This is a genomic window from Amycolatopsis sp. NPDC006131 (genome assembly GCF_040614175.1).
GTDB lineage: Bacteria > Actinomycetota > Actinomycetes > Mycobacteriales > Pseudonocardiaceae > Amycolatopsis_E > Amycolatopsis_E tucumanensis.
On sequence record NZ_JBEXTX010000063.1, the window covers coordinates 26101 to 46726 of the forward strand.

Sequence of the window (20626 nt, forward strand, 5' to 3'; positions counted from 1 at the left end):
TTACCGGCGCGCGTGTCAGCCCTGCGTGCGGAACACCAGCGAGGAGTGGCCGACCCGGATCACGTCGCCGTCCGCGAGCTGCCACGTCTGCACCGGCGTGCCGTTGACCGTGGTGCCGTTCGTGGAGCCGATGTCGGCGAGCGTCGCGCTCTGGCCGTCCCAGGTGATCTCCAGGTGGCGGCGGGAGACACCGGTGTCGGGCAGGCGGAAGTCGGCGTCCTGGCCGCGGCCGATGACGTTGCCGCCCTGCTTGAGGGTGTAGTTCCGGTTCGAGCCGTCGTCGAGCTGGAGGACGGCCTGCAGCTGGCGGCCCGCACCCGGCGCGGCGGGCGGCGGAGCGTAGCCCTGCTGCGCGTACGGGTCCGGAGCGCCCTGCGGCGGGCCGTAGCCACCCGGCGGGGTGCCGTAGCCGGGCTGCTGCCCGTAGCCCTGGTCGTACCCGGGCTGCTGGCCATAGCCCTGGTCATAGCCGGGCTGCTGGCCGTAACCCTGGTCGTACCCGCCCTGCGGCTGGCCGTAGCCCTGGTCGTAGCCGGGCTGCTGCCCGTAACCCTGGTCGTAACCCGGCTGGCCGCCGTAGCCGGCGCCCTGGTCGTACCCGGGCTGCTGGCCATAGCCCTGGTCGTACCCGGGCTGCTGGCCGTAACCCTGGTCGTAACCCGGCTGGCCATAGCCACCCTGGTCATAACCGGGCTGTCCCTGCTGTCCGTAGCCGTACTGGCCCTGCTGGCCGTACGGGTCACCCTGGTCGTATTGGCCTTGGCCGTAGCCGGGGGGCTGGCTCATTGCTGGGTCTCCTGCGTTGCTGGGTCGTGCTGACCGTCCTGCACCCGCGACGTTACGCGCGCTGACGTCGGGGTCGACGGATGAACGGGTCTTGAATTGTCCAGTATGCAGCGCGTCGTTGCGCTCGAGCGAAACTACGACGTCACCATAGGTGTCCCAACCGTGTTCGGCGAGGTGCTCCTTGACGGCTTCCGTGAGCACCCTGGTGACGCGCAACTCATCGCCGGCCATCCGGTCGTAGTCAGTCGGCCCCAGTGACACGATGTAGTGGTTGGGGGCGAGCAGCCTGCCACCGGCCAGCTCACGAACGTTGTCCTCGCCTTCGCGTTCCAGGGCCTGCGCCACTTCTTGCGTGACGACATTGCCGCCGAACATGCGTGCGAAGGTGTTTCCCACCAGGGATTCCAGGCGTCGATCGAAGCGCTCAACGCGACCCACGGAACCCCTCACCCTCCTTCGCACCATGTGCTTTCGCATCGATCCTATCGGGATCCGCGCCCTTCGACACGACCCCCGGTGAAGGGCCCCGAAACGGCCTGCTAGAGTTCTCTTCGCTGTCGCAGGCAACTCGGGCGAGTGGCGGAATGGCAGACGCGCACGGTTCAGGTCCGTGTGTCCGAAAGGACGTGAGGGTTCAACTCCCTCCTCGCCCACCCGATGACCCGGGCTCTGGATCCCAGAGCCCGGGTTTTTTCGTTCCACCCCGCCGCGGTGCGGAGCGCTCCCGCGAGGTGGTGGGCGTTCTGATGCACAACGACGGGGACTGTCACATGCGTGACCGCGTCGACGGGACAACCTGAACGTGGCCGCGGCGGGGCGGCTGGACGAGATCGGCGAGGACCTCGACGGTCTCCGGCGCCTCAGGCGTAGCGGCGGCGGTGGCGATGCTCACCAGAATCGGTTCCGGCCCTGCCCCGCGGTAGTCACGGCGTCCAATCCGCGTTGGCGCCGCAGAGCAGGACGCACGGCACTTCGCCGGGCACGGCGCCGGCCAGCCACGCGGCGAACGGCACCGCGGCCGCCGGTTCGACGGCCAGCCGGAACTCGTCCCACAGCCGGTCCCGCGCCGCGAGGATTTCCGCCTCGCTGACCACCAGCGACCGCACGCCCGGCCCGGACAGCACCTCGAACGGGACCTCCCCGACGCGGGTCGCGCCCAGCGCCGACGCGGCGACCGAGTCCACCTCCGCGTCCACCGGGCGCCCGGCCGCGAGCGCCTGGTGCAGGCAGGAGCACCGCTCCGGCTCGACCGCGACCGTCAGCCGCCCGCCGGAGCCGAGCGCCACCCCGGCCGCGAGCCCGCCGCCGCCGACGGCCACCGCGATCGCATCCACCTCGGGCGCGTCGGTGACGATCTCCGCCGCCACCGTGCCCTGGCCGGCGATCACGACCGGGTCGTTGTAGGCCTCGACGTACCGCGCGCCCGGCGCCTGCGCGGCTTCGTGGGCTGCCGCCGCCGCGTCGGCGTACCGCGCGCCCGCCCGCACCAGCCGCGCGCCGGCCGCCTCGATCCGGCGTGCCTTGCCGGCCGGGACGCCGTCCGGCACGAACACGGTCGCGGGCAGGCCGAGGATCGCTGCGGCGGTTGCCACGCCGATGCCGTGGTTGCCGCCGGACGCGGTGACGACCTGCTCCGGCCGCTCCCCGGCGAGCAGGGCGTTCAGCGCGCCGCGCAGCTTGAACGAGCCGGTGCGCTGCAGGTGCTCGAGCTTCAGCACGAGCGGGCGACCGTCGACTTCGGCGCGCAGCACCGGGGTGTGGCGGACGTACGGGCGGATGCGCTCCGCGGCGGCGGTGACGTCGGGGACGACCGTGCTTGTCATGAGTCCACTGTGCGCAGGACGGCCGTAAGCCGCCAGCGCTTTCCCGTTGCCCGGCATTAGCGATACTTACGGCATGCTCGTCGCCGAACGGCTGCGCGTCCTGGTCGAGGTCGCCCACGCCGGGTCCATCGCCACCGCGGCGCGGAACATGGGCTTCACCGCCTCCGCGCTGTCCCAGCAGCTGGCCCGGCTCGAACGCGAGGCGGGCTGCGCGCTGCTGGAGCGCCGCGCGACCGGGACGGTGCTCACCGAGGCCGGACGGCTGCTGGTCCGGCACGGCGAGGCGATCGCGGGGGAGCTGCGGGAGGCGGAGCAAACGCTTGCGGCGCTACGCGACCAGCCGCCCGCCGCGTTGACGGTCGGCACCTTCGCGACCGCGGGGCAGGTGCTGTTGCCGCAGGTCGTGGGGGAGTTCCGGCGCGCGTACCCGTCGACCCGGCTGCGGCTGGTGGACCTGGAGCCGCCGGAGGGCTACGACTTGGTGGTGTCGGGCGAGCTGGACCTGCTGATCACCCACCGCTACCCGGGGCGGCAGCTGCCGCCGTCACGCGGGCTGACACGGGTGCCGCTGCTCGCCGACCGGCTGCGGCTGGTGCTGCCCGCCCACCACCCGGCCGCGCGCAAGCCCGAGGTGAAGCTGATCGACCTCGCCGACGACGACTGGATCTCGGCCGACCGCCAGTGCCTGGACCTGCTGGCCGCGAAGGACGGGGTGGAGCCGCGGATCGCCTACGAGACCCGGGACTACGCGGCGATCCTCGCGCTGGTCCGGGCCGGGCTGGGCGCGGCACTGGTGCCGGCGAGCGTGGTGCGCGGCGCCGACGGGATCGTGGTGCGCGACCTGGCCGGGAGCGCGCTGGACCGCGAGGTGTACGCGGTGCACCGCCCCCGGCCGGCCGCGCACGTCGAGGCCGTGGCCGGCCTGCTGGCGCGGGTGGCGTCCCGGCTCAGCTGACGTCGACCAGGTCCACCACGAAGACGAGGGTCTCGCCCGGCTTGATGACGCCGCCCGCGCCGCGGTCGCCGTAGGCCAGGTGCGGCGGGATGACCAGACGGCGGCGGCCGCCGACCTTCATGCCCTGCACGCCCTGGTCCCAGCCCGGGATGACGTGCCCGGCGCCGAGCGGGAAGCGCAGCGGCTCACCCCGGTTCCAGGACGCGTCGAATTCCGCGCCGGTCGAGTGCGAGACGCCGACGTAGTGCACGGACACGACGTTGCCCGCGGCGGCTTCGGGACCGTCGCCGACGGTGAGGTCGGTGACCTCCAGCTCGGCCGGGGGCGGCCCGGTCGGCTTGTCGACCTCGGGGCGTTCGAGTGCCATGCGTGTTCCTCCCTGTGTTTGCGGTCGCTGCACGGTACCCAGCGGCTCCGGGGGCCGCACGCCCAGCTCGTGGTCGGCTGTTGTAATGAGCAGCGTGAACCTCGACGACCTCACGCCGCGCAGCCGTGCGGTGGCCGCCGGACGACCGGACGAACCCGGTGAGCCGCTGAACACCCCGCTGGTCCCGGCGAGCACCTACCTCGCCGGCGCGGGCTTCCGGTACGCGCGGGAGGACGGCACGCCGACCTGGGCCGCGCTCGAAGAAGCCGTGGGAGCGCTCGAAGGCGGGCACGCGACGGCGTTCGCCTCCGGCATCGCGACCGCGGCCGCGGTGCTGGACCTGCTGGACGTCGGCGCCGAGGTCGCCGTGCCGGTCTACAGCTACGCGGGCACCCGCGGGCTGCTCGACCACGCCGCGGCCAAGGGGCGGCTGAAGGTGCGCCGCATCGAGCCGTCCGACCGGGAGGGCTGGCTGGCCGCCGCCCGCGAGGCCGACGTGGTGTGGGTCGAGTCGCCGACCAACCCGACCCTCGACCTGATCGACATCGCCGCGCTGACGGGTCAGCGCGCGCGGGTCGTCGTGGACAACACGTTCGCCACGCCGCTGGCCCAGCAGCCGTTGTCGCTGGGCGCGGACATCGTCGTGCACAGCGCGACCAAGCTGATCGGCGGGCACAGCGACCTGCTGCTCGGGCTGACGATCGCCGCGGACGAGGGCGTGGCCGCGGAGCTGCGCGACGCCCGCACCCGCAACGGCGCCACCCCCGGCGCGCTGGAGGCGTGGCTCGCGTTGCGCGGGTTGCGGACGCTTCCGGTCCGGCTGGCCGAACAGTCCCGCACCGCGGCGCTGCTCGCGGAGCGGCTCGGCGCGCACCCGGCGGTGACGAAGGTGCGCTACCCCGGCCAGGGCACGATGATCGCCTTCGACCTCGCCGACGCGGACGCCGCCGACCGCCTGTGCGCGTCGCTGCGGCTGATTCGGCACGCCACCAGCCTCGGCGGGGTGGAGAGCATCGTCGAGCGCCGCGCGATGTGGCCGGGCGACGCGCACGTGCCCGCCGGCCTGGTGCGGTTCAGCGTCGGCCTGGAGGACCCCGAGGACCTCTGGCGGGACCTGGCTCAGGCGCTGACCTGAGCCCGCCGCGTCAGCTGGTCCGGGTCCAGGTGCCAGGCGTGCACGACGCGCGGGTGGATCCGGATCAGCTCGTCGCTGAAGAAGCCGCGGCCGAACTCCGGCGGCTCGACGCCGGTGATCAGTTCGGCGGTGCCGCGGACCTCGACGCCGCGCCCCCAGCCGGGCTTGACGGCGCCCGGCTCGTCCGGGGTGATGTCGTCGACGACGAACGACACCTCGGGGTTGCGTTCGAGGTTGCGCCACTTCTGGCTCTTGCTGAGCGCGGGGCCGCCGATGTCGATCGTGCCGTCGTCGTTGAGCCGGAAGCTCAGCGGCCGGACCTGCGGGCGCCCCTTGGCGTCGACGGTGCCCATGCGGCCGAGCCGCTGGCCGGCCAGGTACGCGCGCTCGCGTTCGGTGAAGATCATGGGATTCACGCTAGAACCTCCAGGTAACTGGAGGTCAAGGAAATCCGGATGCCCGCCCGGCGTGATCACGCTAGGGTCGCCGCTGACATGAGCAAGCACATCGCCATGGTCGGGGTTCCGGCCGTCAGCCACGTCCTGCCCAGCCTCGAAGTGATCCGCGAGCTGGTCGCCCGCGGCCACCGCGTGACCTACGCCAACGACCCGGCCGTGGCCCACCTGATCGAGCCGACCGGCGCCGAGCTGGTGCCGTGCACCTCGACGCTGCCGGTGGCCGACAACGACTGGCCCGCCGACCCGATCGCGGCGATGGACCTGTTCCTCGACGACGCGATCCACGCGCTCCCGCAGCTGCGTGCCGTGTACGACGCGGATCCGGCGGACCTCTACCTCTACGACATCGGCGCCTACGGCGCGCGCGTCCTCGCCGAATCGCAGGGGCGCCCGTTGGTGCAGTTGTCGCCGACGTTCGTGGCCTGGAAGGGCTACGAGGAAGAGGTCGCCGCGCAGCTGTGGGCGCTGCCCGGCGCCGACGCGCACCGGGCGAAGTTCGCCGGCTGGCTCGCCTCGTCCGGAGCGACCACTTTGGACAGCGACGCGTTCTCCGGCAAGCCGCCGCGTGCGCTGGCGTTGATCCCCCGCGCGATGCAGCCGAACGCCGACCGCGTGGACGACAGCGTGACCTTCGTCGGGCCGTGCCTCGGCGACCGCGCGGACGCCGGCGCGTGGACGCGGCCCGCGGACGCCGGGAAGGTCCTGCTGGTCTCGCTCGGCTCGGCCTACACCCGCCAGGCCGCGTTCTACCGGGAATGCCTCGCCGCGTTCGGGAACCTGCCCGGCTGGCACGTGGTGCTGCAGATCGGCAAGTACGTCGACCCGGCCGAGCTGGGGGAGGTCCCGGCCAACGTCGAGGTCCGGTCCTGGGTGCCGCAGCCGGCGATCCTGGCGCAGGCCGACGCGTTCGTCACGCACGCCGGCATGGGCAGCAGCGCGGAAGGACTGCACGCGGGCGTGCCGATGATCGCGGTGCCGCAGGCCGCCGAGCAGTTCATGAACGCCGACCGCGTGGTCGAACTCGGCGTGGCGCGGCGGATCGACACCCCGGACGCGACGGCCGACTTGCTGCGGAGCACCCTGCTGGAACTCGTCGCCGACCCCGAGGTCGCCCGCAGGTCCGCCCGGCTGCGCGAGGAAACCCGCGCCGAGGGCGGCTCCACACGGGCGGCGGACCTCCTGGAGGAGCTGCTCCGCTAAACGCCCGCGGCGGGGTAGGGGAAGTCCGCTGGTGGCTTGGCCTTCGGGTCGACCCACCGGCGCATCCCGGCGTCGCAGATGGCGTAGCCCCAGTTGATCAGCCGCTCCTGCACCGCGGCCGGGGTGCGCCGCAGCCGGGTGGGTGACTCGGCGAGCGCGCGGGTCCGGCTGAGCGGCGCGGGCAGCGCGTCGTCGACCTCGAAGTTGTCAATGTCGCTGTAGCTGCCCCAGTAGGCGCCCGCGAACGTGCCGTCCACATAGGACTTGATCAGCGACGACGTGCGCAGCGTGCGGACCTGGTTGTCCATGATGTCCAGCGTGCGCAGCAGCTGGCCCGGCCAGTTCCGGGACACCGACCGCAGCTTGTCCATCCGCTTGCCCGCGTCGCTGACGAGCACCGTGTCGCAGTGCCCGATCACCGGGTCCAGGCCGAGGTTGTCGAACACGCCGGCGTCGCTCAGCTCGATGCGCCGGTCCTCGCCCGGGACCGGCGTGGTCAGCACGACCGGCGACAGGAACGGCGGGAACGCCGACGACGCCGCGACCGCGGTCGCGAGCTGGACCGGCGGGTCCTGCTGCCGTTCCCGGTAGAACCACCACTGGTCGCCGTCCTGCAGGTCGGTCGCGGTGAACACGAAGTGCGGGCCGTGCGCGGGCAGGTCCGGCAGCAGGAGGTCGCCGAACAGGTGCTTCCGGTACGCCGCCGCGAGGACCTCCCCGGTGCTGCGGCCGGGCGTCACCAAGCCGCGCAGGATCACCGGCACGTCGAGCGTCCGCCCGGCGAGCGCGCGCACCGGCCGCACGACCTCGTCGGTGAAGTTGGCCGCCACCCCGCCGGTGAACTCCAGCCGCGGCCACGCGACGGCGAGCGCGCCCGCGGTGATCGAGCCGCCGGAGACGCTGGAGATCCGCGTCAGCTCGGGCAGCCAGCCCAGTTCGTTGATGCGCCACAACGCGCCCAGGTGGAACAGCATCGCGCGATAGCCGCCACCGGACAGGCAAAGCCCGACCCCAGTCATACGGACGGGTGTACTACGGGTGTCCCGCCGGGAGCAAGGAGTCACCTCTTGCCAGACGGTTCCGCGGCCACTAACGTACAACCATGTGGTTGTAAGTCAACTCGACGACGCGGAGATCGACCGCATCTTCCACGCACTCGCGGACGCCACCCGGCGCGACATCGTCACCAGGGTGCTCCGCCAGGAGGAGTCGATCTCGCAGCTCGCCCGCAGGTACGACATGAGTTTCGCCGCCGTGCAGAAGCACGTGGCGGTGCTCGCGCGGGCGTCGCTGGTCGTCAAACAGCGGAGCGGAAGGGAGCAGCTCGTGCACGGCAATCCCGAGGTCCTGCGCAAGGCGGCCCGCCTGCTCGACGAATACGAACAGATCTGGCGCCACCGCGCCGACGCGATCGGCGACATCCTGTCCGAGGAGGACGAATGACGGTCATCAGCTCGCACAAGGACACCGAGGCCCTCACCCTCACGATCGTCGCGGAGTACGACGCCGCGCCGGAGCGGGTGTGGCGGGTGTGGGAGGACCCGCGCAAGCTCGAGCGGTGGTGGGGCCCGCCGACCTGGCCCGCCACGTTCGAGCAGCACGACTTCAAGGCAGGCGGCCGCTCCAGCTACTTCATGACCGGCCCGGACGGCACGAAGTCCCACGGCTGGTGGGAGATCACCGCGGTCGAGGCCCCGCACCGGCTGGAGTTCGACGACGGTTTCGCCGACGACAAGGGCGAGCGGAACACGGAGATGCCGGTCATCCACTGCGCGGTCACCATCGAGGCGAACGGCGGCGGCACCCGGATGACCACCGTGAACTCCTTCGACAGCCTGGAGCAGCTGGAAAAGCTGATCGAGATGGGCATGGAGGAGGGCATGAAGCTCGCCGAGGGCCAGATCGACGCGCTACTGGCCGAGGACTAGTTCCGGAACTCCCACAGGATCATCGACGGAACACCGGCGCCGGCGGCCTGCGCGGCCGCCGGCGCCAGTCCGGCCAGCGACCACGGCCACGTCTCCCACGGGCCGGGCTCGGACGCCGGGATCTCCCTGGCCGGCGCCACCGGTTCCGCGCACCGCACCGGTTCCAGCCCGGCGGCGAGCGCGGCCCGCAGGTAGTCGCCGGTGCGGTGGCAGTGCGAAAGCACCCGGCCGGGCGCACCGTCCGCGCGGCGCACCGCCGGGACGTGACCACGTGCCACCTGCTCCGGGTGCACGTCGGCGATCACCACGTGCCCGCCGGGGCGCAACACGCGCGCGAACTCCGCGAACACCGGGCCCAGGTCCGGCACGTGCGTCAGCGCGAGCGAGCAGGTCACCAGGTCGACCGGCCCGGACGGCAGCGCGGTGAGACTCCCGACGTGGAATTCCCCGTCCGGCAAGCGTTTCCGGGCCAGTTCGAGCATCCCCGGCGACGAGTCGACGCCCACCACCCGGTGGCCGCACTCCGCGAGCACCGCCGTCACCCGGCCAGTTCCGCAGGCCGCGTCCAATGCCACCCCCGGGGACAGCCGGCCGGCGACCTCGCGCACGAACGGCTCGTCGAAGTCGAACGCCGGGTTCGGGGAGTCGTAGGTCGGCGCCCACAGGTCGTAGCCCTCGACCGGGTCGACGTGCGCGACCTCCACGCCGTCCGGGGAATCCGCCAGCAGCCGGCGGATCTCGGCGAGGCGTTCCGCGACGAACGCGCGGTCGTGCTCGCCGCGGAAGGATCGCAGCAGCGCCAGGCCTTCCAGGCCGAGGACGTAGGCCAGCGGGTGTTCATACGCCACGCCCGGACGGTAGCGATCATCCACGGCGTGGCACCACGGAATTTTCAGTCCAGCAGGTGTTCCAGCACGATCCGCTCGTCCGCGCCGACGTACTCGGCGTAGTAGTCGAACAGGGCGCGCCGCGCCAGCCGGGCCGCCAGCGGGCCGTCGCCGTCCTCCACCGCGCGCAGCACTTCCTTGTGGTGCGCGACCGACGCCGCCATCAGCGACTGCCGGTCCGTCGAGTTCTCCAGCTTGCCCGCGATCAGGTCCAGCACCACCCCGCGCACGACCTTGCCGCACACCACGATCAGCGTGTTCCGCCCGGCCCGCGCGACCACGTCGTGGAACGCGACGTCCGCGCGGCTGAAGGTCGCGTAGTCGTCCAGGCTTTCGGTCATCGCCGCCAGCGCCGCGCGCAGCTCCGACAGGTCCTCTTCGGTCCGCAGCTCGGCGGCCAGCCGGTACGCCGAGCCCTCCAGGATCATCCGGAACTGCAGCAGCTCGGCCAGCCCGAGCGTTTCCGCGCGCGCCAGCCGGTCCAGCGACTTCTGCAGGCTCGCCGGTGACGCGGGCAGGACCTCCGGCCCACGCGGATCACCCGGGCGCGAGCGGATCACCTCGCCGGCCTGCAGGACCCGCAGCGCCTCGCGGATCGTGGAGCGGCTGACCCCGAACTGGGCCATCAGCTCGCGTTCACCGGGCAGCCGCTCGCCCGGCCGGAGCCGGCCGGTGAGCACGGCCTGCTCGATCTGTTCCACGATCCGCTCGTAGGCGCGGACCGGGCTGACCGGCTCGAATTCCATCGTGTCTTGACCTTCACCCCGTGTGGTGCAAACCTAGGCTACTGGTCGGACCAGCATACTGACTCGGGGTGAGGATGAAAGTCCGAATTTCCGCGGCACTGGCACTCCTGCTGGTGGTTTCGGCCTGCTCCGCCGGATCCACGGCGACGGTCGGCTCCGGCCCGGACACGCTCGCGGTCGGGTTCACCGCCGAGCCGGCGAACTTCGACTTCACCCGCACCGACGGCACGGCCATCCCGCAGGCCCTGCTCTACAACGTCTACGAGGGCCTGGTGAAGCTGGACAGCAGCGGCAAGATCGTGCCGCTGCTCGCCAGGTCCTGGACCGTGAGCGAGGACAGGCGCACCTACGACTTCCAGCTCCAGCCCGGCGTGACGTTCAGCAACGGCGCGCCGTTCACCGCCGACGACGTGAAGTTCTCCATCGACCGCGTCAAGACCGACTGGACGATCTCCATCAAGTCCAAGATGGACGTCGTGGACCACGTCGAGGTGGTCGACCCGCTGCACGCCCGCGTGGTGCTGAAGAAGCCCAGCAACGGCTGGCTGTTCGACATGACCGGCCGCGTCGGCGCGATGTTCAGCCCCACCGGGGTCGCCGACCTGGCGGGCAAGCCCGTCGGCACCGGGCCGTACGAGGTGCAGTCCCGGCGGCGCGGCGATTCGATCGTCCTGGCCGCCAACCCCGGCTACTGGGGCCGGAAACCGGCTTACCGGACCGTGATCCTGAAGTACATCAAGGATCCGACCGCGTTGAACAACGCGCTGCTCAGCAACGGCATCGACGTCATCGCGCAGATCACCGCGCCGGACTCGATCCCGCAGTTCGAGAACGACAACCGGTTCACCGTCCTGCAGGGCACCACGAACGGCGAGGTCGTGCTCTCCTTCAACGGCGCGAAAGCACCCTTCAACGACGTGCGCGTCCGCCGCGCCCTCACCCTGGCCATCGACCGCAAGGCGTTGCTGGACACCGCGTGGGCCGGTCGCGGCACGGTGCTCGGCAGCATGGTCCCGCCCACCGACCCCTGGTACGAGGACCTCGCCGGCTACTACCCGCACGACCCGGTGCAGGCGAAGACGCTGCTCGCCGAGGCGGGGCAGACGAACCTGTCGATCCGGCTGCGCGTCGCGAACCTGCCGTACGCGACGGCCGCCGCGCAGGTGGTCGCCTCCGATCTGGCGGACATCGGCGTGCGAGTCACGATCGAGCCGCTGGACTTCCCGGCCGTGTGGCTCAAGCAGGTCTTCACCGACCACGACTTCGACGCCTCGATCGTCCAGCACGTCGAAGCCCGCGACATCACCACCTTCGGCAACCCCAAGTACTACTGGGGCTACGACAACCCGCGGGTCAAGCAGCTCATCTCGGACGCGGACGCGGGCACGCCGGAGCAGCAGGTCGCGGACATGCGCGAGGCCGCCCGCACCATCACCGCGGACGCGGCCGCCGACTGGCTGTTCCTGTACCCGAACGTGGTGGTGGCGAAGAAGAAGGTGACCGGGCTCGCCGCCAACCAGGTCAGCGAGTCCTTCGACCTGACGGGGCTGGGCTGATGACCGCCGCGATCCTGCGCCGCGTGGCGATCCTGGTGGTCAGCGTGCTGGTCGCCTCCATCGTGGTGTTCGCGTTCATGGCGGTGCTGCCCGGCGATCCGGCGCAGGTCGCGCTCGGCATCAACGCCACTCCGGAGTTGCTCGCCAGGACGCGCGCCGACTTCGGCCTCGACCGGCCGCTGGTCGAGCAGTACCTGAGCTGGATGGGCGGGGTGCTGCAGGGCGACTTCGGCCGCTCCTACGTCACCGGCGAGGCGATCGGGCCGCAGCTGGTGGACCGGCTCGGCGTCACGTTGTGGCTGGTGGGCGCGGGGATGCTGGTCGCGGTCGTGCTCGCGGTGCCGTTCGGCGCGCTGGCCGCGGTGTGGCACCGGCGCTTCGGCGGCACGGCCATCTCCGGCCTGTCGCAGCTCGGGGTGGCGGTGCCGGCGTTCCTCGCCGGGATCCTGCTGGTGCAGGTGTTCGCGGTGCAGCTGCGGTGGCTGCCGTCGGGCGGGTGGACGCCGCCGAACGTCGACACCGGCGAGTTCCTGCGCGGGCTGATCCTGCCCGCGTTGTCGCTCGGGCTCGTGCAGGGCGCGGTGCTCACGCGGTACGTGCGCTCGGCGGTGCTGGACACGCTCGGCCAGGACTACCTGCGCACCGCCCGCTCGAAGGGCCTGCGCCCGTACCCGGCGCTGATGCGGCACGGCATGCGCAACGCCGCCGTCCCGGTGGTGACCGTGCTCGGGCTCCAGCTGACCACGCTGCTGGTCGGCGCGGTCGTGGTGGAGCGGGTGTTCGTGCTGCCCGGCCTGGGCAGCATGCTGCTGGACTCGGTGTCGGCGCGTGACCTGCTGTCGGTGCAGGGCATCGTGCTCGTGCTGGTGGCCGCGGTGCTGGTGGTCAACTTCGTGGTCGATCTGCTGTACGTGGTGATCGACCCCCGGCTGAGGACGGCGCGGTGAAGGGGCGGACATCGCCGGCGTTGATCGCCGGGGCGGTACTGGTCGGGCTCGTGGTGCTGGCGGCGCTGGTGTCGTTCGTGTGGACGCCGCACGATCCGCTGAAGGTCGAATCGACCGCCCGGCTGCTCGGGCCGACCGGTGAGCACTGGTTCGGCACCGACAAGTTCGGCCGGGACGTGTTCAGCCAGATCCTCGTCGGCGCGCGCACGACGCTGTACGTCGGCGTGATCGCGGTCGGCGTCGCCGCGCTGGTCGGGACGCCGCTGGGGATCCTGGCCGGGATGTCGAAGCGGTGGCTCGGCGAGTTCGTCATGCGGGTCAACGACCTGGTGCTCGCGTTCCCGGCGCTGCTGCTGGCGATCATGCTCGGCGCGGTCTACGGCGCGAGCACGGTCACCGCGATGATCGCGATCGGAGTCGCGACCATCCCGTCGTTCGCGCGGGTGGCCCGCTCCGGCACGTTGCAGGTGATGAGCACGGAGTACGTGCTGGCGGCGCGCTCGGCGGGCCGGTCGCGGTTCTTCATCGCGCGGCGGCACGTGCTGCCGAACATCGGCGGGCTGGTGATCGTGCAGTGCTCGGTGTCGTTCGGCATCGCGGTGCTGGCCGAGGCGGCGCTGTCGTTCCTCGGGTTCGGCACGCGGCCGCCGACGCCGTCCTGGGGGCGCATGCTGCAGGAGTCCCAGGAACTGCTGACGGTGCAGCCGCGGCTCGCGCTGGTGCCGGGTCTCGCGATCGCGATCGCGGTGCTCGGGTTCAACCTGCTTGGCGACGGTCTGCGCGACCGACTCGACCCCCGGCTGGAGCGGCGATGACCCTCGAAGTTTCGGAGTTGTCCGTGCACGCCGGCGCGCACCCGCTGGTGCGCGAGGTGTCGTTCGCGGTCGGCGCCGGTGAGCGGGTCGGGCTGATCGGCGAGTCCGGGTCCGGCAAGTCGCTGACCGCGTCCGCGGTGATGGGCCTGCTGCCGGAGGGGTTGCGGGCGAGCGGTTCCGCGAAGCTGACCGGGACCGAGCTGCTGGGCGCGTCCGAACGCGAGCTGTCGCGTCGGCGGGGACGGGACCTGGCGATGGTGTTCCAGGAGCCGATGACCGCGCTGAACCCGCTGATGCGCGTCGGCCGCCAGGTCGCCGAGGCGATCCGGCTGCACACCCGCAAGTCGCGGCGAGCCGCACACGAGGCCGCGGTGGCGTTGCTGGACGCGGTGAAGCTGCCCGATCCGGAGCAGCTCGCCCGCGCCTACCCGCACCAGCTCTCCGGCGGTCAGCGGCAGCGGGTGGTGCTCGCGATCGCCCTGGCCAACGATCCGGCGCTGCTGATCTGCGACGAGCCGACGACGGCGCTGGACGTCACCGTGCAGGCGCAGGTGCTCGACCTGATCCTGACCGGAGTCACCGAGCGGGAGACGGCGCTGCTGTTCATCACGCACGACCTCGCGGTGGTGGCGCGGGTGTGCACGCGGGTGCTCGTCATGTTCGAGGGCCGGATCGTCGAAGAGGGGTCCACTTCGGACGTTCTCACCCGGCCGCGGCACGACTACACGAAGAAGCTGCTGGCCGCGTCGGACCTGGAGGCGGCGTGATCGAACTGCGGGACGTCCACCGCCACTACCGACGGCCACGCGAGGTGCACGCGCTGCGCGGGGTGTCGTTCACCGTCGCGGCCGGGCAGCGCTTCGGCATCGTCGGCGAATCCGGCTCCGGCAAGTCCACCCTGGTGCGCCTGCTGGCCGGGCTGGACCGGCCCACCTCCGGCGAGATCTCCTTCGACGGCAGGCGCATCGACGGCCTGCCCGAGCGGAAGCTGGGGTTCCTGCGCAACGCGTTGCAGGTGGTGTTCCAGGACCCGATGGGCTCGCTCGACCCGCGGATGCGCGTGCGGGACATCATTTCCGAACCGCTGGGCCGCCGCGATCCGGACCGCGTCGCGGAGCTGCTGACCGCGGTCGGGTTGCCGCCGGACGCGGCGAGCCGGTACCCGCACCAGTTCTCCGGCGGCCAGCGGCAGCGGATCTCGATCGCCCGCGCGCTCGCGCCGCGCCCGCGGGTGCTGATCGCGGACGAGCCGGTCAGCGCACTTGACGTGTCGGTGCGCAAGCAGATCCTCGACCTCCTCGCCGAGCTGACCGAGCGCTTCGAGCTGACGCTGGTGTTCGTTTCGCACGACCTCGCCGTGGTACGCCGGGTCTGCGACACGGTCGCCGTGATGCGTTCCGGGGAGCTCGTCGAGCTGGGCGCGGTGGAACAGGTCTACGGCGATCCGCGACATCCCTACACGAGGGAGCTCGTCGCGGCGGCCCCGAACCTGCGTGCGGAACTGGCCAGGCTGCAGGGAGGACGATGATGTTCGACCCCTATCCCGACGGACTGCCGATCGGGTCCGACTGGGTGTCCACACCGGACACGACGGAGATCAGGTTCCCCTACGACGGCTGCGTGGTCGCGCGGGCGCCGGTCGGCACGCCCGACCTGGCGCACCTCGCGGTCAACGAGGCGGTGCTCGTCGCGCGTGAGGTGGCGAAGCTGCCCTCGCACGTGCGCCGCGAGGTGCTGCTGGGCGTGCACCGGTCGCTGGTGGAGTGGCGGGACGAGCTGGAGGGACTGCTGGTCGTGGAGACCGGCAAGCCGCTCGTCGACTGCCGCGTCGAGGTCGCCCGCACCATGGTGACGTGGCAGGCCGCGGCCGAGGAGGTCGCCCGGCTGCACGGCGAGACCGTGCCGCTGGACCTGCTGCCCGCCGGCGAGGGGCTCACCGGGTTCTGGGTGCGCAAGCCGATCGGCGTGGTCGTCGGCATCGCCGGGTTCAACTACCCGCTGCTGCTCGCCTCGCACAAGATCGCGCCCGCCGTCGCCGCGGGGTGCCCGGTGATCGTGAAGCCGGCGCCGCAGACGCCGCTGTCGACGTTGTGGCTGGTGCACCTCGTGCGCGAGGCGGCGGCTGCCGTCGGCGCACCGCTGCCGATGGTCCAGCTGGTCACCGGTGATGCCGAGGTCGGATCCGCGCTGGTCACCGACCCGCGGATCGGCGCGGTGTCGTTCACCGGCTCGGCTGCCGTCGGGCACCGGATCGCGAAGGACGCGGCGCCGCGGAAGACCCTGCTGGAACTGGGTTCGAACTCGGCGCTGGTGGTCGCCGAGGACGCCGACCTCGACGCGGCCGTGGACGCGGTGCTGCGCGGCGGGTTCTACGCGTCCGGGCAGGCGTGCATCTCCGTGCAGCGGCTGCTCGTCGTCGACGCGGTGGCGGACGAGTTCACCGAACGCCTGCTGGCCCGGCTGCCCGAGGTCGTCACCGGCGACCCGCGGGACGAGAAGACCCGGGTGTCCGCGTTGATCGACGAACGGTCCACCCGTCGCGTGCTGGACTGGATCTCGGCGGCGGTCGCCGCGGGCGCGAAGGTGGCCGCGGGCGGCGAAGCGGTGGACGGGATCATCCGGCCGACCGTGCTGACGGACGTGCCCGACGGCGTGGACTGCTGGGACGAGGAGATCTTCGGGCCGGTGGTCTGCCTGCGCCGCGTGCCCGACGTGGACACGGCGTTCGCGCAGGTCAACGACTCGCGGTACGGGCTGCACGCGAGCGTGTTCACCCGCTCGCTGCGCACCGCGATGCGGGCGGTCGACGAGCTGGAGGTCGGCGGTGTCGTGGTGAACGAGGTGCCCGGGTTCCGCTCGGACACCATGCCCTACGGCGGCGTGAAGGACTCCGGCATCGGGCGCGAGGGGCCGCGGTTCGCGATCGACGAGCTGACCGTGACGCGGATGGCGGTGATCAGGGCGTGAACTACGAGAAGCTGTTCCGGCTCGACGGGAAGCGTGCCGTGGTGCTCGGCGCGGGCAGCGGCATCGGCCGCGAGTCGGCGCTCGCGCTCGCCGCGCACGGCGCGGAGGTGATCTGCGCGGACCGCAACGCCGCCGCCGCGGCGGAGACCGCGCGCGAGATCCGCGGCGACTCCTACGAGATCGACGTGCTGGACTCCTCCGCCGTCGAGCGGGCGGCGGGCGAGCTCGGTGTGCTGGACGTCGTCGTGCTGACCGCGGCGACGAACGTGCGCAAACGCCTGCTCGACTACCGGCGCGAGGAGTTCGACCGGGTCGTCGCGCTCAACCTCGGCGCGACCTTCGACGTCGTCCGGGCCTTCGGCGCGGGGATGGTCGAGCGTGGGCGCGGCAGCATCATCGGGTTCTCCTCGATCCGCGGCACCACCGTCGAACCCGGTCAGGGGCCGTACGCGGCGACGAAGGCGGGGCTCGTGCAGCTGTTCCGCACCGCGGCCGCCGAGTTCGGGCCGTCCGGCGTGCGGGTCAACGCGATCGCGCCCGGCGTGGTCGAGACGCCGCTGACCGAACAGATCAAGGCCAGCCCCGACTGGTACGCCGCGTACGCGGGCAAGAGCGCGCTCGGCCGCTGGGCCAAGGCGTCCGAGCTGGCCGGGGCCGTCGTCTACCTGGCCTCCGACGCCGCGAGCTTCGTCACCGGGGCGGTGCTGGCCGTCGACGGCGGCTGGACCGCGGTGGACGGCCGCTACACACCGCCGGAATGAGGAGGGACCCGTGGAGCCGACCGATCTGACCGCGACCGAATTGCTCGCCGCCTACCGCGCCGGGACGTTGTCCCCGGTCGAGGTCACCGAGGCGGTGCTGACCCGCATCGACGCACTCGAACCGTCCCTGCACGCGCTCTACGCCTACGACCCGTCGCAGGCGCGGGACGCGGCCAAGGCGTCCGAGCAGCGGTGGGTCGCGGGGGAGGCGGGGCCGCTCGACGGCGTGCCGCTCACGCTGAAGGAGAACATCGCGACCAAGGGCACGCCGGTGCCGCTGGGCACCGCGGCCACCGACCTGGTCCCGGCCCCGGCCGACGCGCCCGCCGCCGCCCGCGTTCGCGAGGGCGGAGCGGTGCTGCTCGGCAAGACCACGATGCCCGACTACGGGATGCTGACCTCGGGGTTGTCCAGCTTCCACACCGCGAGCCGCAACCCGTGGGACCTGTCGCGGACGCCCGGCGGGTCGAGCGCGGGCGCCGCCGCCGCGGCCGCCGCCGGGTACGGGCCGCTGCACGTCGGCACCGACATCGGCGGTTCGATCCGGCTGCCCGCCGGGTGGTGCGGGCTGGTCGGCCTGAAGCCGAGCTTCGGGCGGGTGCCGGTGCACCCGCCGTTCCCCGGCCGGGTCGCCGGGCCCATGACGCGCACGGTGGCGGACGCGGCGTTGCTGATGGGTGTGGTGTCCGCGCCGGACAGCCGGGACCACCTGAGCCTGCCGCCGGCGGAAATCGCCTGGTCACAATTGGAACTCGACGTCACCGGACTGCGCCTGGGCCTGCAGCTGGACGCCGGGGTCGGACTGCCGGTGGAGGACGACGTGCGGGCCGCGGTGCTCGACGCGGCGAGCCGGTTCGAGGCGGCCGGCGCGATCGTCGAACCGGTCGAACCCTTCCTGACCAGGGAAATGCTGGACGGGCTCGACGACTTCTGGCGCGTGCGGGCGTGGTGCGACATCAGCGCGCTGCCCCCGGAACGGCAGGCGCTGGTGCTGCCGTACATCGCCGCCTGGGCGCAGGGCGGCGCGGAGGTCTCCGGTGTCGCGGCGTACCGCGGGTTCGCCCAGATGGACGCGATCAGCGTCGCCGCGCTGCGCGCCGGTGAGCCGTACGACTTCGTCCTGTCGCCGACCTGCCCGGTTTCCGCCCCGCCCGCGGAGTGGGCGTCGCCGACGAACGACCCGGAGCGGCCGTTCGAGCACATCGCGTTCACCGTGCCCTACAACATGTCCGGCCAGCCCGCGGTGTCGTTGAACTGCGGTTATACGAGTGGGGGACAGCCGGTCGGGCTGCAGATCGCCGGACGGCGCTTCGACGACCTCGGTGTGCTGCAGCTGGCTGCGGCGTTCGAAGGAATTCGCGGCCCGCAACGGTCGCCGGGGGTGTGAAGACGCGCCATCTGGGGGACGATCGGACCCATGCGGATGGTGTACACCGGAGCGGACGAGGAAGAGTTCATCGACGCCCGGCAGCGGCTGCTCGTCGAGCTGGACGCCTGGTCGCAGATGCGGCAACGGGTGGTGGACCCGGTGGTCGCCGGGGCGATGCTGGACTTCCGCTTCGAACGGGACGGCCTGCTCGGCCGCTGGACGCGTGACATCCTCCGCAACGCGCTGCTGGTGTGGTTCCCGCGCAAGGTCGTGCTGCTCGACCCGCACTCCTCGGCCGTGCTGTCCACGGTCGAGGCGCTGATGGACTTCTTCGACGACGCCGACCTGCTGGACGAGCGCAGCGAGCAGCCGGCCGTGCTGCGCACTTACCTGACCGCGATCGCCGACCGGTTCGACACGGCGATGAACGAGCCGTCGAACTTCGGGCTGGCCAAGTTCTGGGCCGTCGCGATGGCCGAGCACGGCATCGACCCGCTGAACGAGGTGGCCGCGCAGGCGTTCATCGACCGGGTGCGGCGGGGTGAGGTCGAGGTCGACCAGACGCTGCTGCACGACCTGGCGTACCGCCACTACCAGGGCGACCCGGACGCGGAGGCGGCCGCGCCGTCCCCGGTGTTCCCGCTCGCGTCGCCCGACCGGCTGGCGGCGGAGGCCGAGGTCACGGCGGTGGTGCCGCAGCTGCGCCGGTTCGTCGAGTGGGTCGGCGACGGCCGGGACCTGGCGGAGATCAGCGCGCCTGCCGAGTTCGTCGCGATGGCCAAGCGGGCCGGGGTGGTGCGCGTCTACCGCGGTCGGCTGGTGCCGGTGAAGAAGGCGGCGCGGCGGCTGGCCGACCCGGTCGAGCTGTGGCGGGCGGCGGTGGCGTCGGTCCTGGGCAACCCGGTCGCGGCCGAGATGGTCACCGAACTGGCTTCGGAGCCTGCCACGATCCCGATGCTGGTGGAGATGCTGGGCGGCGACGGCGGCACGATCCTGCGCGTGGTGCACCGGCTGGCCGAGTACGGGCTGGTGGAGATCTTCCCGGCGGGCGAGGAGCACGTCGAGGACCTGCTGGACTTCGCCGGGGTCGACTACCTCGACGAGGTGCCCGAAGAGGAGCGGCAGGTCGTGCAACTGCTGCCGCTCGGCGTGCAGGCGGCCTACGAACTGCGGGTCGCCGAGGGCGAGCCGGTGCTGACGGTGGACGACCTCGCGACCGAGACGGCGGAGGTCCTGTTCGCGCGCCTGGCGCCGCTGGACGCGCAGGTGCTCGACGAGGGCTCGGCGACGTGGCTGCGCGCCCGGGACCCCGAACGAGCGATCGCCGAGCTGTCGGCGCTGGCCCGCCGCACGGACGACTTCGAACACCTGATGCTGACGTTCCGGCTGCTGGCGCGCCTCGGCGGCGACGGCGTCGCGGCGATCGCCGCCCTGCGGGACCACTCGGCAGCAGGCCCAGCCGCGACGACGTGGCTGTTCGACGCCGGCCTGATCGACCGCAGCGAGGTCGCCGGCCGCGAGCGCACGTACAGCAAGGTGGACCTCCTGGCGGCGGACATCCGGACGGAAGGCCGGGAAAAGGCCCTCGCCGACTTCGCCTCACAACCCCGGCCGGACCAACTGCTGTTCCTGGCAGGCGCGACGATCTGCGGCCACCCGAGCGCACGCGAAGTGCTCGAATCGGTCGTCGTGGCACACCCCGACCGCGCCGTGTCCAATGCGGCGCGCAAGGCACTGGACTGGCTGCACGACGAACCGTTCTGAACGAACGAACCAAGGTAGCTGGGTGGTCATCCCGTCGCCTGACACGTGACGATCACCTTGAGCCAGGGCCGCAACCCAGGCCGCCAACCGGCGGCCGAACATGCCAACCTTGCGGCCCTGGATCAAGGTGATATGCACAAACCGGAAGGCGACGGGATGACC

The 20626-nt window shown here is 72.2% G+C and carries 21 protein-coding genes and 1 tRNA gene; 15 read left to right on the top strand and 7 right to left on the bottom strand.

The annotated features are described in order from the left end of the window. Window positions 1-15 precede the first annotated feature (15 nt). Window positions 16-1224, bottom strand: coding sequence for an FhaA domain-containing protein (locus tag ABZ215_RS27600; protein WP_354952728.1), 1209 nt, complete (start codon window positions 1222-1224; stop codon window positions 16-18). 132 nt (window positions 1225-1356) lie between these two features. Between ABZ215_RS27600 and ABZ215_RS27605 the strand changes: the two genes are divergently transcribed. Next, a tRNA-Leu gene (locus ABZ215_RS27605) sits at window positions 1357-1439 on the top strand. Between the two features lie 270 nt (window positions 1440-1709). Here the strand turns inward: ABZ215_RS27605 and ABZ215_RS27610 are convergent. Further along, window positions 1710-2609: a serine/threonine dehydratase gene (locus tag ABZ215_RS27610; RefSeq protein ID WP_354952730.1), complete on the bottom strand. Its 900-nt coding sequence runs from the start codon at window positions 2607-2609 to the stop codon at window positions 1710-1712. A 73-nt stretch (window positions 2610-2682) separates the two neighbouring features. Here ABZ215_RS27610 and ABZ215_RS27615 point away from each other — a divergent pair, with 73 nt between their 5' ends. Continuing rightward, complete coding sequence (locus tag ABZ215_RS27615) at window positions 2683-3564, top strand: LysR substrate-binding domain-containing protein (protein ID WP_237335814.1); 882 nt, start codon at window positions 2683-2685, stop codon at window positions 3562-3564. Here the strand turns inward: ABZ215_RS27615 and ABZ215_RS27620 are convergent. Next, the gene (locus ABZ215_RS27620; protein ID WP_020416278.1) at window positions 3557-3931 is read right to left on the bottom strand and encodes an FKBP-type peptidyl-prolyl cis-trans isomerase; all 375 of its coding nucleotides are present in this window, start codon (window positions 3929-3931) and stop codon (window positions 3557-3559) included. The two genes, ABZ215_RS27615 and ABZ215_RS27620, sit on opposite strands and share 8 nt — an antisense overlap. 85 nt (window positions 3932-4016) lie before the next feature. Here ABZ215_RS27620 and ABZ215_RS27625 point away from each other — a divergent pair, with 85 nt between their 5' ends. Continuing rightward, window positions 4017-5066 (top strand): PLP-dependent transferase, encoded by a 1050-nt coding sequence (locus ABZ215_RS27625; protein WP_354952732.1) that lies wholly within the window; start codon window positions 4017-4019, stop codon window positions 5064-5066. Here the strand turns inward: ABZ215_RS27625 and ABZ215_RS27630 are convergent. Continuing rightward, window positions 5051-5473 carry a PPOX class F420-dependent oxidoreductase gene (locus tag ABZ215_RS27630; protein ID WP_020416280.1) on the bottom strand — a complete coding sequence of 141 codons (423 nt, stop codon included), beginning with the start codon at window positions 5471-5473 and terminating at the stop codon, window positions 5051-5053. The genes ABZ215_RS27625 and ABZ215_RS27630 overlap by 16 nt on opposite strands. Before the next feature lie 87 nt (window positions 5474-5560). Here ABZ215_RS27630 and ABZ215_RS27635 point away from each other — a divergent pair, with 87 nt between their 5' ends. Next, window positions 5561-6724, top strand: coding sequence for a macrolide family glycosyltransferase (locus ABZ215_RS27635; protein WP_354952734.1), 1164 nt, complete (start codon window positions 5561-5563; stop codon window positions 6722-6724). Here the strand turns inward: ABZ215_RS27635 and ABZ215_RS27640 are convergent. Next, the gene (locus tag ABZ215_RS27640; protein ID WP_354952736.1) at window positions 6721-7743 is read right to left on the bottom strand and encodes a patatin-like phospholipase family protein; all 1023 of its coding nucleotides are present in this window, start codon (window positions 7741-7743) and stop codon (window positions 6721-6723) included. The two genes, ABZ215_RS27635 and ABZ215_RS27640, sit on opposite strands and share 4 nt — an antisense overlap. 85 nt (window positions 7744-7828) lie before the next feature. On the opposite strand from ABZ215_RS27640, the gene ABZ215_RS27645 reads away from it, so the two are divergent. Together ABZ215_RS27645 and ABZ215_RS27650 are read left to right on the top strand one after the other, a co-directional pair. Next, window positions 7829-8167, top strand: a complete 339-nt coding sequence (locus ABZ215_RS27645) for a helix-turn-helix domain-containing protein (protein WP_027933143.1) — start codon at window positions 7829-7831, stop codon at window positions 8165-8167. Continuing rightward, entirely contained in the window at window positions 8164-8652 is a 489-nt protein-coding gene (locus ABZ215_RS27650; protein WP_237335809.1) for an SRPBCC domain-containing protein, read from the top strand. Before ABZ215_RS27645 ends, ABZ215_RS27650 begins: the two co-directional genes overlap by 4 nt. Here the strand turns inward: ABZ215_RS27650 and ABZ215_RS27655 are convergent. Together ABZ215_RS27655 and ABZ215_RS27660 are read right to left on the bottom strand one after the other, a co-directional pair. Further along, window positions 8649-9500: a methyltransferase domain-containing protein gene (locus ABZ215_RS27655; RefSeq protein ID WP_354952738.1), complete on the bottom strand. Its 852-nt coding sequence runs from the start codon at window positions 9498-9500 to the stop codon at window positions 8649-8651. The genes ABZ215_RS27650 and ABZ215_RS27655 overlap by 4 nt on opposite strands. A 44-nt stretch (window positions 9501-9544) precedes the next feature. After that, the gene (locus ABZ215_RS27660; protein ID WP_354709814.1) at window positions 9545-10285 is read right to left on the bottom strand and encodes a FadR/GntR family transcriptional regulator; all 741 of its coding nucleotides are present in this window, start codon (window positions 10283-10285) and stop codon (window positions 9545-9547) included. Between the two features lie 74 nt (window positions 10286-10359). Between ABZ215_RS27660 and ABZ215_RS27665 the strand changes: the two genes are divergently transcribed. From ABZ215_RS27665 to ABZ215_RS27705, 9 genes are read left to right on the top strand one after another with little or no spacing between them, the layout of a single operon-like run. After that, entirely contained in the window at window positions 10360-11841 is a 1482-nt protein-coding gene (locus tag ABZ215_RS27665; protein ID WP_237335917.1) for an ABC transporter substrate-binding protein, read from the top strand. Then, window positions 11841-12788, top strand: a complete 948-nt coding sequence (locus ABZ215_RS27670) for an ABC transporter permease (protein WP_354952741.1) — start codon at window positions 11841-11843, stop codon at window positions 12786-12788. Before ABZ215_RS27665 ends, ABZ215_RS27670 begins: the two co-directional genes overlap by 1 nt. Continuing rightward, the gene (locus ABZ215_RS27675; RefSeq protein ID WP_020416289.1) at window positions 12785-13603 is read left to right on the top strand and encodes an ABC transporter permease; all 819 of its coding nucleotides are present in this window, start codon (window positions 12785-12787) and stop codon (window positions 13601-13603) included. The genes ABZ215_RS27670 and ABZ215_RS27675 overlap by 4 nt, the downstream gene beginning before the upstream one ends. Then, window positions 13600-14370 (top strand): ABC transporter ATP-binding protein, encoded by a 771-nt coding sequence (locus ABZ215_RS27680; RefSeq protein ID WP_354952743.1) that lies wholly within the window; start codon window positions 13600-13602, stop codon window positions 14368-14370. Before ABZ215_RS27675 ends, ABZ215_RS27680 begins: the two co-directional genes overlap by 4 nt. Beyond that, complete coding sequence (locus ABZ215_RS27685) at window positions 14367-15131, top strand: ATP-binding cassette domain-containing protein (protein WP_020416291.1); 765 nt, start codon at window positions 14367-14369, stop codon at window positions 15129-15131. The genes ABZ215_RS27680 and ABZ215_RS27685 overlap by 4 nt, the downstream gene beginning before the upstream one ends. Beyond that, window positions 15131-16570 carry an aldehyde dehydrogenase family protein gene (locus ABZ215_RS27690; RefSeq protein WP_354952750.1) on the top strand — a complete coding sequence of 480 codons (1440 nt, stop codon included), beginning with the start codon at window positions 15131-15133 and terminating at the stop codon, window positions 16568-16570. The genes ABZ215_RS27685 and ABZ215_RS27690 overlap by 1 nt, the downstream gene beginning before the upstream one ends. Continuing rightward, a complete protein-coding gene (locus ABZ215_RS27695; RefSeq protein WP_354952744.1) occupies window positions 16567-17331 on the top strand; it encodes an SDR family NAD(P)-dependent oxidoreductase in 765 nt (254 codons plus the stop codon). The genes ABZ215_RS27690 and ABZ215_RS27695 overlap by 4 nt, the downstream gene beginning before the upstream one ends. 10 nt (window positions 17332-17341) lie before the next feature. Next, entirely contained in the window at window positions 17342-18718 is a 1377-nt protein-coding gene (locus tag ABZ215_RS27700) for an amidase (protein ID WP_354952746.1), read from the top strand. A gap of 30 nt (window positions 18719-18748) precedes the next feature. Further along, a complete protein-coding gene (locus ABZ215_RS27705; protein WP_020416295.1) occupies window positions 18749-20464 on the top strand; it encodes a hypothetical protein in 1716 nt (571 codons plus the stop codon). Window positions 20465-20626 lie beyond the last annotated feature (162 nt).

Coding starts and splice junctions, on each gene's coding strand:
- ABZ215_RS27635 (WP_354952734.1), top strand. CDS start 5,561: ATGAGCAAGCACATCGCCATGGTCGGGGTTCCGGCCGTCAGCCACGTC.
- ABZ215_RS27650 (WP_237335809.1), top strand. CDS start 8,164: ATGACGGTCATCAGCTCGCACAAGGACACCGAGGCCCTCACCCTCACG.
- ABZ215_RS27670 (WP_354952741.1), top strand. CDS start 11,841: ATGACCGCCGCGATCCTGCGCCGCGTGGCGATCCTGGTGGTCAGCGTG.
- ABZ215_RS27625 (WP_354952732.1), top strand. CDS start 4,017: ATGAGCAGCGTGAACCTCGACGACCTCACGCCGCGCAGCCGTGCGGTG.
- ABZ215_RS27640 (WP_354952736.1), bottom strand. CDS start 7,743: ATGACTGGGGTCGGGCTTTGCCTGTCCGGTGGCGGCTATCGCGCGATG.
- ABZ215_RS27665 (WP_237335917.1), top strand. CDS start 10,360: ATGAAAGTCCGAATTTCCGCGGCACTGGCACTCCTGCTGGTGGTTTCG.
- ABZ215_RS27705 (WP_020416295.1), top strand. CDS start 18,749: ATGCGGATGGTGTACACCGGAGCGGACGAGGAAGAGTTCATCGACGCC.
- ABZ215_RS27660 (WP_354709814.1), bottom strand. CDS start 10,285: ATGGAATTCGAGCCGGTCAGCCCGGTCCGCGCCTACGAGCGGATCGTG.
- ABZ215_RS27680 (WP_354952743.1), top strand. CDS start 13,600: ATGACCCTCGAAGTTTCGGAGTTGTCCGTGCACGCCGGCGCGCACCCG.
- ABZ215_RS27610 (WP_354952730.1), bottom strand. CDS start 2,609: ATGACAAGCACGGTCGTCCCCGACGTCACCGCCGCCGCGGAGCGCATC.
- ABZ215_RS27690 (WP_354952750.1), top strand. CDS start 15,131: ATGTTCGACCCCTATCCCGACGGACTGCCGATCGGGTCCGACTGGGTG.
- ABZ215_RS27615 (WP_237335814.1), top strand. CDS start 2,683: ATGCTCGTCGCCGAACGGCTGCGCGTCCTGGTCGAGGTCGCCCACGCC.
- ABZ215_RS27620 (WP_020416278.1), bottom strand. CDS start 3,931: ATGGCACTCGAACGCCCCGAGGTCGACAAGCCGACCGGGCCGCCCCCG.
- ABZ215_RS27630 (WP_020416280.1), bottom strand. CDS start 5,473: ATGATCTTCACCGAACGCGAGCGCGCGTACCTGGCCGGCCAGCGGCTC.